Genomic DNA, 14,458 nt, shown 5'->3' on the forward strand with positions numbered 1-14,458 from the left:
CTGCAATTAATATGCGCCTCGTTCTCGACGGGGAACAAAGCGCGGAGCGGTAGTTCAGTTGGTTAGAATACCTGCCTGTCACGCAGGGGGTCGCGGGTTCGAGCCCCGTCCGTTCCGCCAATCTATTTAAAGAAGCCGATGCAGAAATGCATCGGCTTTTTGCTTTTTCCAAACCGGCGTAGGGTCGCCATTCATGGCGACCATTACCAACTTAATCCTCCTGCACCGCCACCGTCGCGCGATACGCCGCCACTGACTCTTCGCGATCAGCACGCGCCAGCCAGCGATAGCAGCCTGCACCCAGCGCCACGCCGATAAACCAGCTAAAGTTCGCCACCGCATGCAGTGAAGGAATAAAGCTGATCACCAGACAAATGCCCACCGACGGCAGCAGCGCAGCAATTGCTTTCGGGTTAAAGCCGCCGCGATACCAGTAACGGCCTTTCGGCGTGTCATCAAACAGATCATCAACGTAGACTTTGCTGCGTTTAATCAGATAGAAATCAGCAATCAGGATGCCGAACAGCGGCCCAATAAACGAGCCGAGCACATCCAGCGTGTAGTGAATCAGTTCTGGCGACTGGAACAGGTTCCACGGCGTTAGTAACACCGATCCGACCGCAGCGATCATGCCACCAGTGCGGAAGCTGATTTTCTGTGGTGAGCAGTTAGAGAAGTCGAACGCTGGCGAGACAAAGTTCGCCACGATGTTAATGCCGATAGTGGCGATAATCATGGTCAGCAGGCCAATCGCCACCGCCACGTCGTTACCCACCATGCTGACGGTTTCAATCGGATCGGTGATCATTCTGCCGAACAGTGATTGCGTACCCGACACGATTACCACGGTCACAATTGAGAACAGCAGGAAGTTGAACGGTAAGCCCCAGCGGTTGCCGCGACGAATTTCGCCCATGCTTTTGCCATAGCGTGAGAAGTCACCAAAATTCAACAGCGGACCGGAGAAGTAGGAGACCACCAGCGCGGTGGCGGTGATCATCTGCCAGGTTTGCTCGCCGGTGCTCAACTGCTTGCTGGCCAGCGTGAAGGAGATACCGTCAAAACCGGTTTTGTATACAATCCAGCCCGCCAGCGCCACCATCACCACATACACCGCCGGACCGGCGACATCGATAAAGCGTTTGATCGCGCTCATGCCGTGCCAGAACACCATCGCCTGCAGCAACCACATCACGCCGAAACAGCACCAGCCCAGCTGTGATAAGCCGAGCCAGCTGCTTTGCGTCATGCTGCTCAGGGTGGGGAAGAACTTCAGCAGCACCAGCATCAGCGCGTTGGCCGCCAGATAAGTCTGGATGCCGTACCACGCGAAAGCGATCAGCCCGCGAATAATCGCCGGGATATTCGCGCCGAACACACCAAAGGCCTGGCGCGAAATTACCGCGTAGGGCACGCCCGCCATCTGGCTCGGTTTGGCCACCAGATTGGCACATAGCTGCACAATGCAGATGCCCACTAACAAACACAGCAGCACCTGCCAGCTCGCCAGTCCAAGGGTAAAGAAGCTGGCGGCCACCACATAGCCGCCCATGCTGTGCACGTCCGACATCCAGAAAGAAAAGATGTTGTACCACGACCAGTTCTGGTCGCGCGTCGGCGCCAGATCTTCATTACACAGGCGTGGACTGTATTGCGCGTTGGCTTCAGAGGCCACCGCAGAGGTCACTTCAGAATGATTTGGCATGAAACCTGCTCCTCTCTACATCATGGAATAATAATCACAGCGTGAAACGGTATTGCAGGATCCAGGCCAGAATTGATTTCTTGTATACAAAAATTTAATTTCACGTATACGATGTGCAACACCCAGTCACTTACCGGAGCAGGTAATGAAGAGTGAAACAGGCCAGAAAACGGCTGCCGATCTGAACGATCGCGATGAACCTATCTATCAGGCGCTGCTGACCGCCATCGTTGAGCATCAGTTGCCGCCGGGCAGTAAATTGCCGGAAGAAGCGTTATCAGAGGTCTTCGGCGTGAGCCGCACCGGCATCCGCAAGGTGCTGCAACGCCTCGCCGCGGTGCAAATGATCACCTTGTCGCCCCGACGTGGTGCACAGGTGGCGACGCCGGGCGTTGATGAAGCCCGCGACATCTTTGCCACCCGCAGTTTATTAGAGTGCGCCAATCTGCCGGCGGTGCTGAGCCACGTGCAGGCGCCACACTTAGCGGCACTCGGCGTGCTAATTGAAGAAGAGCAGCAAGCACACGACCAGCACGATGGTGCCGCCGCGATTCGTCTCTCGGCCGCTTTTCATATTCAGCTGCAGGCGATCTCCGGAAACGAAGTGCTCACCGATATGGTGACGCGCCTGACGCAGCGTTCGTCGCTGGTCATTGCCGCTTACGGTGCACCGTGGCAGCGCGGCTGCCGTTGCGATCATCACGATCGGCTGGTGGATCTGCTGCGGCAAAAAGATCTGCCGGCGCTGACGGCGGCGCTGCAGCATCACTTCGAACACATTGTTGCCAGCCTGCACTTTGAGCGCAGCGGCGAAACCTTGCCTGATTTCACCCGATTATTTGGCGGTAACAAAGGAGCGGCATCATGAGCCTGATTCAGGTTATCAATCCCAACACCAGCTTAGCGATGACGGAAACCATTGGCGCCGCCGCGCGCGCCGTCGCCGCACCGGGCACCGAGATTCTGGCGGTGTGTCCAACGCACGGTGTGGAGTCGATTGAAGGCCATTTTGATGAAGCCATCGCGGCAATTGGTGTGCTGGAGCAGGTGAAGCGCGGCAAAGCGCAAGGCGTGAGCGGTCATATCATTGCCTGCTTCGGCGATCCGGGATTGCTGGCGGCGCGTGAACTGGCGAGCGGACCGGTGATTGGCATCGCGGAAGCGGCCATGCACACCGCCACGCTGATGGCGACGCGCTTTTCGATTGTCACCACCTTGCCGCGTACGCTGGTGATAGCGCGCCATCTGCTGCAGCAATATGGCTTCACTCACCATTGTGCTGCGCTGCACGCCATCGATCTGCCGGTGCTGGCGCTGGAAGACGGCAGCGGCGTGGCGCAGGAGAAAGTCCGTCAGCGCTGCATGCAGGCCAAACGCGAAGATGGCAGCGGTGCGATTGTATTGGGCTGCGGCGGCATGGCCACGCTGGCGCAGGATCTCACCAAAGAGCTGGGCATGCCGGTGATCGACGGCGTCAGCGCCGCAGTAAAAATGGTGGAGTCGCTGGTGGCGTTAGGCTTTGGCACCAGCAAGCACGGCGATCTCGATTATCCCCTCGAAAAACCGCTCAGCGGAGCCTTTCAGCACCTAAACTAACCACTGGTTGAGCGACAGGAACTTACAGAATGAATGATGTATCTGGAAAGAAAGAGTACAGCTTCAACAAAAACTATCCACGCGATCTGATCGGCTATGCCGGCAACCCGCCGCATGCGCAGTGGCCGGGCAAAGCGCGCGTCGCGGTGCAGTTTGTTCTTAATTACGAAGAGGGTGCCGAGAACAACGTGTTGCATGGCGACGCCGGTTCCGAGCAGTTTCTTTCCGATATTATCGGTGCGGCCAGCTACGCCGATCGTCATATGTCGATGGATTCGCTGTATGAATACGGCTCGCGTGCCGGTTTCTGGCGTATTCACAATGAGTTTCAAAAGCGCGGTTTGCCGCTAACGGTATTTGGCGTGGCGATGGCGCTGGCGCGGCATCCGGAGATCGTCGAAGCGATTAAAGCGGCGGATTATGACGTGGTGAGTCACGGCTGGCGCTGGATCCACTATCAGGCGATGGATGCCAAAACCGAGCGCCAGCACATGCAACAGGCGGTGGACGTGTTAACCGATCTGTTCGGCAAAGCGCCAACCGGCTGGTACACCGGCCGCGACAGCCCAAACACCCGACGTTTGGTGGTTGAGCAGGGCGGCTTTAGCTATGACAGCGACTATTACGGCGACGATTTACCGTTCTGGACGCAGGTCACTTGTCAGGACGGCACGGTCAAACCGCATCTCATCATCCCTTACACGCTGGAGTGCAACGACATGCGCTTCGCCTCGCCGCAGGGCTTCAACACGGCGGAGCAGTTCTTTACCTATCTGCGCGACACCTTTGATGTGCTGTACGAAGAGGGCGAAACCGCACCGAAGATGATGTCGATTGGCATGCACTGTCGTTTGCTGGGACGTCCGGGAAAATTCCGTGGCTTGCAGCGCTTCCTCGATCACATTCAGCAGCATGAAGATGTGTGGGTGTGTACGCGGCAGCAGATCGCCGATCACTGGATCGAAACGCATCCGGCACCGAGCGCTTAGCCCCTCATCCCAACCTTCTCCCGCCCCGATTCAACAAATCGCACCACCTAATCATTCCCTCTCCCGCCTGCGGGAGAGGGCTAGGGTGAGGGACAAACCGCACCCAACTTAACTCATCAAACTCACCTGCGCCGCGACAATCCGCCAGCCGCACGGCAATCGCACCCATGTCTGCTGCTGGCGTCCAATCTTCTCGACACCTTCACGCGTAAACTCGGTGCTGCACACCGCATAGTCATCGCCAAAAGTGGTAATCACCGTATTACGTAACTCGCGCTCCAACCCTTTCGACGGACGCGCCGCGCGAAAAGCGCGAATCTCATCAATGCCATACAGATTCTCGCCCGCGCCCAAACGCACGGTGCGTTTGTCGTGCCAGAACAGTTCATCCAGCACTTCAACGTCATTGCTGATCAGCGCCTGCTCGTAGCGGTAAAAGGCGGCGGTAACTTCGGCGAGCACTGCCGGGCGATCGATATGTTCAGGTGTCATCTTCAGGCGTCCATTAAGGTGGTTTGTGGCAGTGTCAGCCCTTGCTGTTGCAGCGCCCAGGCGGCGCGCAGTGCCAGATGTTCTTTGAACGGTGCGGCGATCAGCTGTAAACCAATCGGCAAGCCGCTGGTGGTTTGCAGCGGCACGGTGCAGACCGGTAAGCCGAGGAACGAAATCGGCTGGGTCAGCATGCCCATGCTGGCGCGTGTCGGTAAATGCTGGCCGTTGATGTGAATGGTTTCCTGGCCGATGGTGGTGGCGGTGCAGGGCGTGGCGGGCGCAATCAGCACTTCGAACTGCTCAAACAGCGGCAGCACCTGCTGCTGGAAGTGACGGCGGAAACGCTGCGCCTGCACGTACCACGCCGAGGGCAGCATCGCACCGGCCAGCAAGCGTTCACGCGAGTTGGGCTCGAACTGCTCGGGCTGCGTGCGCAGCATCGGCAAGTAGTGATTTCCGCCTTCTGCGGCGGTCATGATAAAGGCCGCCGAACGGGCGATCTCTGCATTCGGTAAGGTTACTTCGTCGATGGCCTGCAGCGCCTTAGCCGCAACGGCCACGGCGGCACGCGCGTCACCGCTGCACCAGGTTGAGAAGAAGCCGCCGAGTACCGCGCTGCGCACGCCTTCTGCGCCCTTGCTTAGTCCCATGCTGACTGGCGCAACGGGCTGCGCGGCCTGGAAGGCATCGCTGGCATCGGCACCTTGCAAGGTGTCGTACACCAGGCTCAAATCTTCAACCGAACGGGCGAATGGGCCGATGTGATCGAGGCTGGCGACAAACGGATGGCTGCCGCTTCGCGACAGGCGGCCAAAGGTCGGTTTCAGACCGAAGATGCCGCACAGCGAAGCCGGCACGCGGATTGAGCCGTTGGTGTCGGTGCCGAGCGAGAAGTGCACCAAACCCGCCGCCACCGCCGCTGCCGAACCGCCGGACGATCCGCCCGCCACGCGGGTTAAATCGCGCGGATTGTGCGTCGCGCCGTAATGGGTGTTTTCGGTGGTAAAGCCGTACGCGTAGGCGTCCATATTCAGCATGCCGGAGAGCAGCGCGCCAGACTGGCTCAGTTTGCTCACCGCCCACGCATCCTCGCGGGCCGCCGCGCGTTCGCTGAACAGGCTGGCTCCGGCTAAGGTGCTGTGTCCAGCGACATCAAACAGGTTTTTCACCGCGTAAGGGATGCCGGCCAACGGCGGCAAGGTTTCGCCGCGCTGGCGCTGCTGATCGATTTGATCGGCTTCGCGCAGCATGCGCTGACCGGTGACTTCGGTCCAGGCGTTGATCGCCGGATTATGTTGTTCAATCGCCGCCAGCGTATGTTGCGCGATATCGCGGGCGCTGATCTCGCCCTGGCCCAGCGCCTGCTGCAACGCGTTAATCGATAAAGACGACAGTTTCATGGATGAAAGACTCCCGCCACTTCCAGCCGATCGTCGAGCGGCAGCGCCATCAGCGGCTGGGCCATCGCGGCGATAAGGTTGAACTGCGTCAGCAGCTCGGCGCGACGCGCATCATCCAGCTCCAGCGCCAGAATCTGCTCCATTTGGGCGATATAGGTGGCCCAGTCCGGTTGTGAACTCATCAATAATCTCCGTTAGAAACCGGCGGCGCTGCCGTTGCTGCGCGGATCGAACGCGCCTTCCAGCATGCCGTTGTTGTGTCTGACGATCGCGCCTGCATGGCCGACCACTTCACTGAAATCGGGCAGCAGTTCAACCTCATGGCCGAGTGCGCGCAGCTGCTGCACCGTTTCCGGTGCGATGCGCGCTTCGAGCTTAAGCGAATCGGATGATTGTCCCCACGTGCGACCCAGCAGCCAGCGCGGTGCGCTCACCGCCTGTTGCAGCGGACGCCCCTGAATCACGTGACGGGTGAATATCGCTGCCTGGGTTTGTGGTTGACCGTCGCCGCCCATCGAACCGTACACCATGGTGCGACCATCTTTGAGGCGCGCGGCGGCGGGATTAAGCGTGTGGAACGGCTGTTTGCCCGGCTGCAGCGCCAGCAAATGGTCGGGTTGCAGGCTGAAAGCCGCACCGCGGTTTTGCCAGGTGATGCCGGTGCCAGGCAGCACCACGCCGCTGCCGAATTCGTGATAGACGCTCTGGATAAACGAAACGGCCAGCCCGCTGCTGTCCATCACGCCCATCCACACGGTATCGCCCGGTCCGCGTCCTGTGCCCCACGCAGCGGCTTTGTGATCATCCACCTGCGCCGCCAGCGTGCTGAGATGTTCAGCATCCAGCAGGCTCTGCACATCAATGTCGATGTGGCGCGGATCGGTGATGTGCTTGTCGCGCAGCGCAAAGGCTTTTTTGGTGGCTTCGACGATGCGGTGCACGGTTTGTGCTTCATTGGCGTCAGCCATGTTAAGTCGATCGGTAATGCCGAGGATCGCCAGCGACACCAAACCCTGCGTTGGTGGCGTCATGTTCCAGATATCGCCTTCACTGTGCGCCAGATGCAGCGGCGTGCAGCGGCGCGCTTTATGCGTCTGCAAATCTTCCAGCGTAATTGGCATCCCCAGCGCGCTCATTTCGCGCGCCAGATGGTGCGCCAGTTCACCGCGATAAAAACTCTCGAGTCCGTAATCGCACAGCATGCTGAGCGTGTTCGCCAGCGCCGGTTGGGTGAAGCGGCTGCCTGCAATTGGCACGCTGCCGTCCGGTAAAAAGGTGGCGGCAAAACCGGGTTGATGCTGCAACTCGTGCTGTTTGGCGGCGGTAGCGGCGGCCTGCGAGGCGGTGACCGGAATCCCGTCGGCGGCATAGCGAATCGCATCGCGCAGCAAGCGGGTTAATGGCAGCGGCGTAGCGCCGAGTTCCTGCGCCAGCGTCAACGCTTCCTGCCAACCGCTCACGGTACCCGCCACGGTTAAGGCGGCTTTGGGGCCGCGATGCGGAATCTGCGTTTCGCCATGGTAGAAATCAAGATGTGCCAGCGAACCGGCTGCGCCGCTGGCGTCAATGGCGATGGGATCGCCGTTGGGCGGCACCACCAGCCAGAAGCCGTCGCCGCCCAAACCGTTCATGTGCGGGTAAACCACGGCGATGGTGGCAGCGGCGGCCACCATCGCTTCCAGCGCATTGCCGCCTTCGCGCAGCACCGCTAAGGCGCTTTCGCTGGCGAGATGGTGCGGCGTAACGGCCATGCCTAACGGCGCCATGTTGCTCTGTATCATAAAGAACTCTTTTTCTGGGTACGTGGTTAATGGGAAGCAAGAGCTGTTCCAGTTTTGAACGGACATCAATCTGGATCGATTTATGCTAGCTTGTGATGAAACGAAAGTTACAGGACCGATGATGAAACAACTTGATGAACGCCTTCGTAGTCACTATCCGCAACTGTCGCCGCAGGAGCAGCGCATTGCCGACTTCGTGTTTGACCATTTTGATGACCTGATCAGCTACAACAGCGCCGAGCTGGCGCGACTGAGTGGCGTGTCGAAGGCGACGGTTAGCCGTTTGTTCAAGCGTCTCGGTTACGAGAAGTACAAGGATATGCGCGATGAGCTGCGCATCCTGCGCCAGAGCGGCATGCCGCTTACCGACAACCGCGATGCGGTGCAGGGCAACACCTTGCTGTCGCGGCATTATAAGCAGGAGATGGCCAATCTGACGCAGTGGGTTAACAGCATCGATCCGCAACAGTTTGGCGAGGTGATTAGCGCGCTGGGCGCGGCAAAACGGGTGTTTATCATCGGCATGCGTAACGCCTATCCGGTGGCGCTGCACCTGCGTCAGCAGCTGATGCAGGCGCGTCCACAGGTGCATGTGCTGCCGCAGCCGGGTCAGACGCTGGGCGAAGAGCTAGTGGATATCACGCCCGACGATATCGTGGTGGTGATGGCGTTTCGCCGCCGACCACGCATCATTCGTCCGCTGATGCAGCAACTGCAGCAGAACAACATTCCCGTGCTGGCGCTGTGTGAGCCGCAGGCGCAGGGCATTATCACGCTGGCGCGCTGGCAGCTTTGCGCACCGCTCGACAGCGTTTCCGCCTTTGATAGCTACGCCTCCGCCATGAGTCTGGTTAACCTGCTGGCGAATGCGTTGCTGCATGAAATGTTGTCGCAGGGCCGTCAGCGCATCCATCAAATTGCCGATCTTTATCAACATCTCGACGAGCTGGAACACCGATAACGGGCGCCATCATGGTGCAATGCACTGTTTTTGATCGTTAATTCTAACGGGCGCGATGCCCGTTTTTGCTGCCTGCGACGCGGTAAATCCACGTTTTTTTCCCTTTCTTCTCCCGGCACTGCGGTTGGCACATTAGTTGCAGAATGATTCACTAAGAATCTTTTGTTTCACGTAAACTCACCGGGGTGCATAATGAAAAAAGTATTATTAGCGGTAGCGAGCGCGGCATTGCTGATGGCGCAGGTCGGAAGTGCGATGGCCGATCAGCTGCAGGATATCCAGAAGCGCGGCGTGATCCGCGTGGCGGTTCCACAGGATTTCCCGCCGTTCGGTTCCGTGGGTACTGACCTGCAACCGCAGGGCTACGATATCGACATGGCGAAGTATCTCGCCAAACAGATGAAACTGAAGTTGCAGCTGGTGCCGGTTTCCAGCGCCAACCGCGTGCCGTATCTGCAGACCGATAAAGTCGATCTGGTGATCTCCAGCATGGGCAAGAACGCCGAGCGCGAAAAAGTGATCGATTTTACCCAAGCGTATGCGCCGTTCTTCCTTGGCGTATTTGGCCCGAAAGGTGAAACCCTGAAAGATGCGGCAGCGCTGAGCGGCAAATCCATCGGCGTCACGCGCGGTGCGGTAGAAGACATGGTGTTAAGCGATACCGCGCCGAAAGATGCCCAGGTGAAGCGTTATGAAGATAACAACACCACTCTGTCGGCTTATCTGTCGGGACAAGTGCAGTACGTTGCCACCGGTAACCTGGTTGTCGCCGCCATTGCGCGTCAGAACGCCGCGAAAGCACCGGTTGCCCAGTTCATGCTGAAAGATTCACCGTGCTACATCGGCCTGAAAAAAGATGAGCCAGCGCTGAAAGAGAAAGTGAATGCGCTGATTGAGCAGGGCATCAAAGACGGCACGCTGAACAAGCTGTCGGAAGAGTGGCTGAAAGCGCCGTTGCCAGCCAACCTCGGCGCATAAAGCATGGCGCAACTTAACTTTGCCGATCTCTGGCCGCACTGGCCAGAGTTGCTGGCCGGACTGTGGGTCACGATTCAGATCACCGTGCTCGCCACCGTGGGCGGCGTCAGCCTCGGGATTCTCGGCGCGGCGCTGCGCAGCGGTAAACCGAGCTGGGCGAGCCGCATCTGGGGCCTGTATGTCGAGCTGATCCGTAATACGCCGTTTGTGGTGCAGCTGTTTTTTATCGTCTTTGGTTTGCCCAATCTGGGTCTGAAACTAACGGCGGGCGAAGCGGCGCTGCTGGCGATGTTGATTAACCTTGGCGCGTACAGCACCGAAATTATTCGCGCCGGGATTCAGGTGACGCCGCGCGGCCAGTGGGAAGCGGGGCGCGTGCTGGGATTGACCCGCACGCAAACCTTTATCCGCGTGGTGCTGCCGCCGTCGCTGCAGCGCATTTATCCGGCGCTGGTCAGCCAATGCATCATTGTGATGCTGGGTTCATCGGTGGTGTCGCAGGTGTCGTACGAAGAGTTGACCTTTGCCGCCAACCTGATTCAGTCGCGCACCTTTTTGAGTTTTGAAGTTTATTTCGTGACCACGCTGATCTATCTGGCGTTGTCGATCGCCATGCGCCAACTGCTGCTGGCGCTGGGACGTAAATGGTTGGGAGCGCAGCCGGCATGATGACGCAATTTACCGACTGGGACATCCTGCGCAACCTGCTGCTGGCAGCGCGCTGGACAATTTTACTCTCGCTGGTGGCGTTTTTTGGCGGCACGCTGGTGACTTTACCGCTGCTGTTTATGCGCCTGTTGAAACGCAAATGGCCGATGCGCCTGGTGCGCGCGTACACCGAGCTGTTTCAGGGCACGCCGCTGCTGATGCAGCTGTTCCTCGCCTTCTTCGGCGTCGGCTTGTTCGGCATCGATGTGGCGCCATGGACCGCCGCCTCGCTGGCCTTAACGCTCTACACCAGCGCGTTTCTGGTGGATATCTGGTACGGCAGTATTCGCGCCCTGCCAAAAGGGCAGTGGGAAGCGTCGCGCTGTCTCGGCCTGACCTTTGGTCAAACGCTGTTTCGCGTGGTGGCGCCGCAGGCGATTCGCATCGCGATCGCGCCGACGGTTGGGTTTGCCGTGCAGGTGATTAAAGGCACCGCGCTGGCTTCGATTATCGGTTTCGTCGAGCTCACCAAAGCCGGCACCATTTTGAATAACGTGACGTATGAGCCGTTCAAGGTGTTTGGCCTGGTGGCGCTCGGTTACTTCCTGATGTGTTATCCGCTGTCGCGTTACAGCCAGTACCTGGAGAAAAAATTCAATGCCGCTCATCACCATTAATCAGGTACAGAAGTACTACGGCGACAACCACGTCTTGAAAGGTGTCGATCTCGATGTCGATCACGGCGAAGTGATCTCGATTATCGGCCGCAGCGGATCGGGCAAAAGCACCTTGCTGCGCTGCATGAACGGGCTGGAAGGCTATCAGGAAGGCAGCATCAAACTCGGCGGCATGACGATTACCGACCGCGAATCGCAGGCGCGTGAAATCAGCCGTTCGGTCGGCATGGTGTTCCAGAACTTCAATCTGTTCCCGCACATGACGGCGCTGGAAAACGTGATGCTGGCGCCGCGCCGCGTGCTGAAGAAAAGCGAAGCTGAATGCCGTGAGCTGGCAACGCAGATGCTGGAGAAAGTCGGCCTCGGTGAGCGCATCAATTACTACCCGGCCAATTTGTCTGGCGGTCAGCAGCAGCGCGTGGCGATTGCCCGTGCGCTGGCAATGCAGCCCAAAGTTTTACTCTGTGATGAGATCACCTCCGCGCTCGATCCCGAGCTGGTCGGCGAAGTGCTGAAAGTGCTGGAGCAGCTGGCCGCCGAAGGCATGACGCTGATTCTCGTCACCCATGAAATGAACTTCGCCCGCGACGTGGGCGATCGCGTGGTCTTTATGCATCAGGGGCGCGTCTGGGAGCAGGGCGACAGCAAAACGCTGTTCGCCAATCCGCAAACCGCGGAGCTGAAGCAATTTATCTCCACGGTCCGCCTCTAAGTTTTCTTTAAGGAATACAACATGGATATCAGCCAATTTTCGCAAATTAATCCGCCACAGCGTCTGCTGATGGGACCGGGCCCGATCAACGCCGATCCGCGCGTGCTGCGCGCCATGTCGAGCCAGCTGATTGGCCAGTACGATCCGGCGATGACACACTACATGAACGAAGTGATGGCGCTGTACCGTGGCGTATTCCGCACTGAAAACCGCTGGACCATGCTGATCGACGGCACTTCACGCGCCGGTATCGAAGCGATCCTGCTGTCGGCGATCCGTCCGGGCGACAAAGTGCTGGTGCCGGTGTTTGGCCGTTTTGGTCATTTGCTGTGTGAAATCGCCCGCCGCTGCCGCGCGGAAGTGCACACCATCGAAGTGCCGTGGGGCGAAGTGTTTACGCCGGATCAAATCGAAGATGCGATCAAAAAAGTACAGCCGCGTCTGCTGCTGACGGTGCAGGGCGATACCTCGACCACCATGCTGCAGCCGCTGGAAGAGCTGGGCGCGATCTGCCAGAAATATGGCGTGCTGTTCTACACCGATGCCACCGCATCACTCGGTGGTAATGCGCTGGAAACCGATGCATGGGACCTGGATGCGGTATCGGCTGGCATGCAGAAGTGCCTCGGCGGACCGTCCGGCACCTCGCCAATCACGCTGAGCCCGCAGATGGAAGCGGTAATCCGCAAACGTAAATGCGTGGAAGAGGGCATCCGCACCGCCGATCATCAGGATGGCGATGACGAGATGATCTACTCCAACTATTTCGATCTCGGCATGATCATGGATTACTGGGGCCCGGAGCGCCTCAATCACCACACCGAAGCCACCACCGCGCTGTTTGGCGCGCGTGAATGTGCGCGTCTGATGATGCAGGAAGGATTAGATAACGGTATTGCGCGCCACAAGCTGCACGGCGATGCACTGCTGAAAGGCATTCAGGGCATGGGCCTCGAAACCTTCGGCGATCTGCAACACAAAATGAATAACGTGCTCGGCGTGGTGATCCCGCAGGGCGTGAATGGCGATCAGGTGCGCAAACTGGTGCTGGAAGATTTCGGTATCGAGATCGGTACTTCGTTTGGTCCGTTGCACGGCAAAGTGTGGCGCATTGGCACCATGGGTTATAACGCGCGTAAAGATTGCGTGATGATGACGTTAAGCGCGCTTGAAGCGGTGCTGAATCATGTTGGTTTCCGCACCACGCAAGGCGCAGCGATGCAGGCGGCGTGGGATCTTTACGGGAGCCGCGCATGAATAAAAGCCTGATGACCGCCAGCGAGGCGCAGATCGCCGCCGCTCGCGCCATGGCGCGCTGTGATGCGCTGGCTGAGATCAGCGAAAGCGAAGATGGCCTGACGCGTGTTTATCTGTCGCCGGAACAGCTGCGTGCTAACGCGCGCGTCGGCGAATGGATGCAGGCCGCGGGCATGACGACCTGGCAGGATGCGGTGGGCAACATTTGCGGTCGCTACGAAGCGGCGCAGCCGGGCGCGCAGGCGCTGCTGCTTGGTTCGCATCTGGATACGGTGCGTAACGCCGGTCGCTACGACGGCATGCTCGGCGTGTTAAGCGCCATCGAAACCGTGCAGTGGCTGCACGATCGGCAGCAGCGTTTGCCGCTGGCGATTGAGATTGTCGGCTTCGGCGACGAAGAGGGCACGCGCTTCGGCATTACGCTGCTCGGCAGCCGTGGCTTGACCGGCAGCTGGCCGGAAAGCTGGGTGACGCATCCGGATGGTAACGGGATTACCGTGGCGGAAGCGATGCAGGATGTCGGTTTCGATGCGGCGAAAATCCTCGATGCGGCGCGTGATGTCAATGAGATCGCCGCCTATCTGGAACTGCATATCGAGCAAGGTCCGTGCCTTGAGCAGGAAGATTTGGCGTTGGGTGTGGTGACAGCGATCAACGGCGCGCGTCGTCTGAATTGCAGTTTTATCGGTGAAGCCGGCCATGCGGGCACCGTGCCGATGACGCATCGCAAAGATGCGCTGGCCGCCGCCGCCGAGTGGATGGTGTTTATTGAACACACCATGCAGGAGCACGATCCGCAGCTGGTGGCGACCGTCGGCACGCTGAGCTGCTTGCCGGGCGCGGTCAACGTGATCCCTGGCGAAGTGCAGCTGTCGCTCGACGTGCGCGGTCCGCAGGATGAGCCGCTGGAGCGTTTGCTCTCCACGCTGCTGATGCAGGCGCAGGCGATTGCGCTGCGTCGCGGCTTAACCTTCAGCGCCAACGTGTATTACCAGATTGCCGCCACCGCTTGTGATGCGCGCTTGCAGCAGGCGCTGAGCCACGCGGTGGAAACCGTGCAAGGGCGCAGCCTGTCGCTGCCAAGCGGCGCGGGACACGATGCGATTGCCATCGCCGAGCGCTGGCCGGTTGGCATGCTGTTTGTGCGCAACCATCGCGGCATCAGCCATCATCCGGCGGAATCGGTACAAACAGATGATGTGGCGCTGGGCGTGCAGGCGTATCTGCAGGCGGTTTGCGACATTGCACGCGCTAAGGAATAA

Annotated in this window: 15 protein-coding genes and 1 tRNA gene; 11 read left to right on the forward strand and 5 right to left on the reverse strand. The window is 59.1% G+C overall.

What is annotated here, in order from left to right; genetic code table 11:
- The first annotated feature begins 43 nt into the window (after positions 1-43).
- Positions 44-120: transfer RNA gene (locus NQH49_RS04125), tRNA-Asp, on the forward strand.
- A gap of 91 nt (positions 121-211) precedes the next feature.
- Here the strand turns inward: NQH49_RS04125 and NQH49_RS04130 are convergent.
- On the reverse strand, positions 212-1,705 hold the full coding sequence (locus tag NQH49_RS04130; RefSeq protein WP_256695682.1) for an NCS1 family nucleobase:cation symporter-1: 1,494 nt from the start codon (positions 1,703-1,705) through the stop codon (positions 212-214).
- Positions 1,706-1,850: 145 nt separating this feature from the next.
- Here NQH49_RS04130 and NQH49_RS04135 point away from each other — a divergent pair, with 145 nt between their 5' ends.
- From NQH49_RS04135 to puuE, 3 genes are read left to right on the forward strand one after another with little or no spacing between them, the layout of a single operon-like run.
- Positions 1,851-2,573, forward strand: a complete 723-nt coding sequence (locus NQH49_RS04135; RefSeq protein WP_256695683.1) for a GntR family transcriptional regulator — start codon at positions 1,851-1,853, stop codon at positions 2,571-2,573.
- A complete protein-coding gene (gene hpxA / locus NQH49_RS04140; protein WP_256695684.1) occupies positions 2,570-3,301 on the forward strand; it encodes an allantoin racemase in 732 nt (243 codons plus the stop codon). The genes NQH49_RS04135 and hpxA overlap by 4 nt, the downstream gene beginning before the upstream one ends.
- Positions 3,302-3,330: 29 nt before the next feature.
- Positions 3,331-4,290 (forward strand): allantoinase PuuE, encoded by a 960-nt coding sequence (gene puuE / locus NQH49_RS04145; protein ID WP_008105220.1) that lies wholly within the window; start codon positions 3,331-3,333, stop codon positions 4,288-4,290.
- A gap of 108 nt (positions 4,291-4,398) precedes the next feature.
- Here the strand turns inward: puuE and hpxZ are convergent, their stop codons facing one another.
- From hpxZ to NQH49_RS04165, 4 genes are read right to left on the reverse strand one after another with little or no spacing between them, the layout of a single operon-like run.
- On the reverse strand, positions 4,399-4,782 hold the full coding sequence (gene hpxZ / locus NQH49_RS04150) for an oxalurate catabolism protein HpxZ (protein ID WP_008105221.1): 384 nt from the start codon (positions 4,780-4,782) through the stop codon (positions 4,399-4,401).
- Positions 4,783-4,784: 2 nt separating this feature from the next.
- Entirely contained in the window at positions 4,785-6,182 is a 1,398-nt protein-coding gene (locus tag NQH49_RS04155) for an AtzE family amidohydrolase (protein WP_256695685.1), read from the reverse strand.
- On the reverse strand, positions 6,179-6,364 hold the full coding sequence (gene hpxX / locus NQH49_RS04160) for an oxalurate catabolism protein HpxX (protein ID WP_256695686.1): 186 nt from the start codon (positions 6,362-6,364) through the stop codon (positions 6,179-6,181). Before hpxX ends, NQH49_RS04155 begins: the two co-directional genes overlap by 4 nt.
- Positions 6,365-6,376: 12 nt before the next feature.
- On the reverse strand, positions 6,377-7,963 hold the full coding sequence (locus tag NQH49_RS04165) for a gamma-glutamyltransferase family protein (protein WP_256695687.1): 1,587 nt from the start codon (positions 7,961-7,963) through the stop codon (positions 6,377-6,379).
- A 121-nt stretch (positions 7,964-8,084) separates the two neighbouring features.
- Here NQH49_RS04165 and hpxU point away from each other — a divergent pair, with 121 nt between their 5' ends.
- The 7 genes from hpxU (at position 8,085) to hpxK (ending at position 14,458) form a co-directional block, all read left to right on the forward strand.
- Complete coding sequence (hpxU, locus tag NQH49_RS04170) at positions 8,085-8,924, forward strand: MurR/RpiR family transcriptional regulator HpxU (protein WP_256698372.1); 840 nt, start codon at positions 8,085-8,087, stop codon at positions 8,922-8,924.
- 192 nt (positions 8,925-9,116) lie between these two features.
- Positions 9,117-9,902, forward strand: a complete 786-nt coding sequence (locus tag NQH49_RS04175) for a transporter substrate-binding domain-containing protein (RefSeq protein WP_256695689.1) — start codon at positions 9,117-9,119, stop codon at positions 9,900-9,902.
- A gap of 3 nt (positions 9,903-9,905) precedes the next feature.
- The gene (locus tag NQH49_RS04180) at positions 9,906-10,571 is read left to right on the forward strand and encodes an amino acid ABC transporter permease (protein ID WP_061717544.1); all 666 of its coding nucleotides are present in this window, start codon (positions 9,906-9,908) and stop codon (positions 10,569-10,571) included.
- Positions 10,571-11,227 carry an amino acid ABC transporter permease gene (locus NQH49_RS04185; protein WP_097097590.1) on the forward strand — a complete coding sequence of 219 codons (657 nt, stop codon included), beginning with the start codon at positions 10,571-10,573 and terminating at the stop codon, positions 11,225-11,227. The genes NQH49_RS04180 and NQH49_RS04185 overlap by 1 nt, the downstream gene beginning before the upstream one ends.
- Positions 11,208-11,939, forward strand: coding sequence for an amino acid ABC transporter ATP-binding protein (locus NQH49_RS04190; RefSeq protein WP_007887180.1), 732 nt, complete (start codon positions 11,208-11,210; stop codon positions 11,937-11,939). Before NQH49_RS04185 ends, NQH49_RS04190 begins: the two co-directional genes overlap by 20 nt.
- 21 nt (positions 11,940-11,960) lie before the next feature.
- The gene (locus NQH49_RS04195; RefSeq protein WP_256695690.1) at positions 11,961-13,196 is read left to right on the forward strand and encodes a (S)-ureidoglycine--glyoxylate transaminase; all 1,236 of its coding nucleotides are present in this window, start codon (positions 11,961-11,963) and stop codon (positions 13,194-13,196) included.
- Complete coding sequence (hpxK, locus tag NQH49_RS04200; RefSeq protein ID WP_256695691.1) at positions 13,193-14,458, forward strand: allantoate amidohydrolase; 1,266 nt, start codon at positions 13,193-13,195, stop codon at positions 14,456-14,458. Before NQH49_RS04195 ends, hpxK begins: the two co-directional genes overlap by 4 nt.

The sequence above is a fragment of the Pantoea trifolii genome (assembly GCF_024506435.1).
Classification (GTDB): domain Bacteria; phylum Pseudomonadota; class Gammaproteobacteria; order Enterobacterales; family Enterobacteriaceae; genus Pantoea; species Pantoea trifolii.

Coding starts and splice junctions, on each gene's coding strand:
- NQH49_RS04130 (WP_256695682.1), bottom strand. CDS start 1,705: ATGCCAAATCATTCTGAAGTGACCTCTGCGGTGGCCTCTGAAGCCAAC.
- NQH49_RS04135 (WP_256695683.1), top strand. CDS start 1,851: ATGAAGAGTGAAACAGGCCAGAAAACGGCTGCCGATCTGAACGATCGC.
- hpxA (WP_256695684.1), top strand. CDS start 2,570: ATGAGCCTGATTCAGGTTATCAATCCCAACACCAGCTTAGCGATGACG.
- puuE (WP_008105220.1), top strand. CDS start 3,331: ATGAATGATGTATCTGGAAAGAAAGAGTACAGCTTCAACAAAAACTAT.
- hpxZ (WP_008105221.1), bottom strand. CDS start 4,782: ATGACACCTGAACATATCGATCGCCCGGCAGTGCTCGCCGAAGTTACC.
- NQH49_RS04155 (WP_256695685.1), bottom strand. CDS start 6,182: ATGAAACTGTCGTCTTTATCGATTAACGCGTTGCAGCAGGCGCTGGGC.
- hpxX (WP_256695686.1), bottom strand. CDS start 6,364: ATGAGTTCACAACCGGACTGGGCCACCTATATCGCCCAAATGGAGCAG.
- NQH49_RS04165 (WP_256695687.1), bottom strand. CDS start 7,963: ATGATACAGAGCAACATGGCGCCGTTAGGCATGGCCGTTACGCCGCAC.
- hpxU (WP_256698372.1), top strand. CDS start 8,085: ATGAAACAACTTGATGAACGCCTTCGTAGTCACTATCCGCAACTGTCG.
- NQH49_RS04175 (WP_256695689.1), top strand. CDS start 9,117: ATGAAAAAAGTATTATTAGCGGTAGCGAGCGCGGCATTGCTGATGGCG.
- NQH49_RS04180 (WP_061717544.1), top strand. CDS start 9,906: ATGGCGCAACTTAACTTTGCCGATCTCTGGCCGCACTGGCCAGAGTTG.
- NQH49_RS04185 (WP_097097590.1), top strand. CDS start 10,571: ATGACGCAATTTACCGACTGGGACATCCTGCGCAACCTGCTGCTGGCA.
- NQH49_RS04190 (WP_007887180.1), top strand. CDS start 11,208: ATGCCGCTCATCACCATTAATCAGGTACAGAAGTACTACGGCGACAAC.
- NQH49_RS04195 (WP_256695690.1), top strand. CDS start 11,961: ATGGATATCAGCCAATTTTCGCAAATTAATCCGCCACAGCGTCTGCTG.
- hpxK (WP_256695691.1), top strand. CDS start 13,193: ATGAATAAAAGCCTGATGACCGCCAGCGAGGCGCAGATCGCCGCCGCT.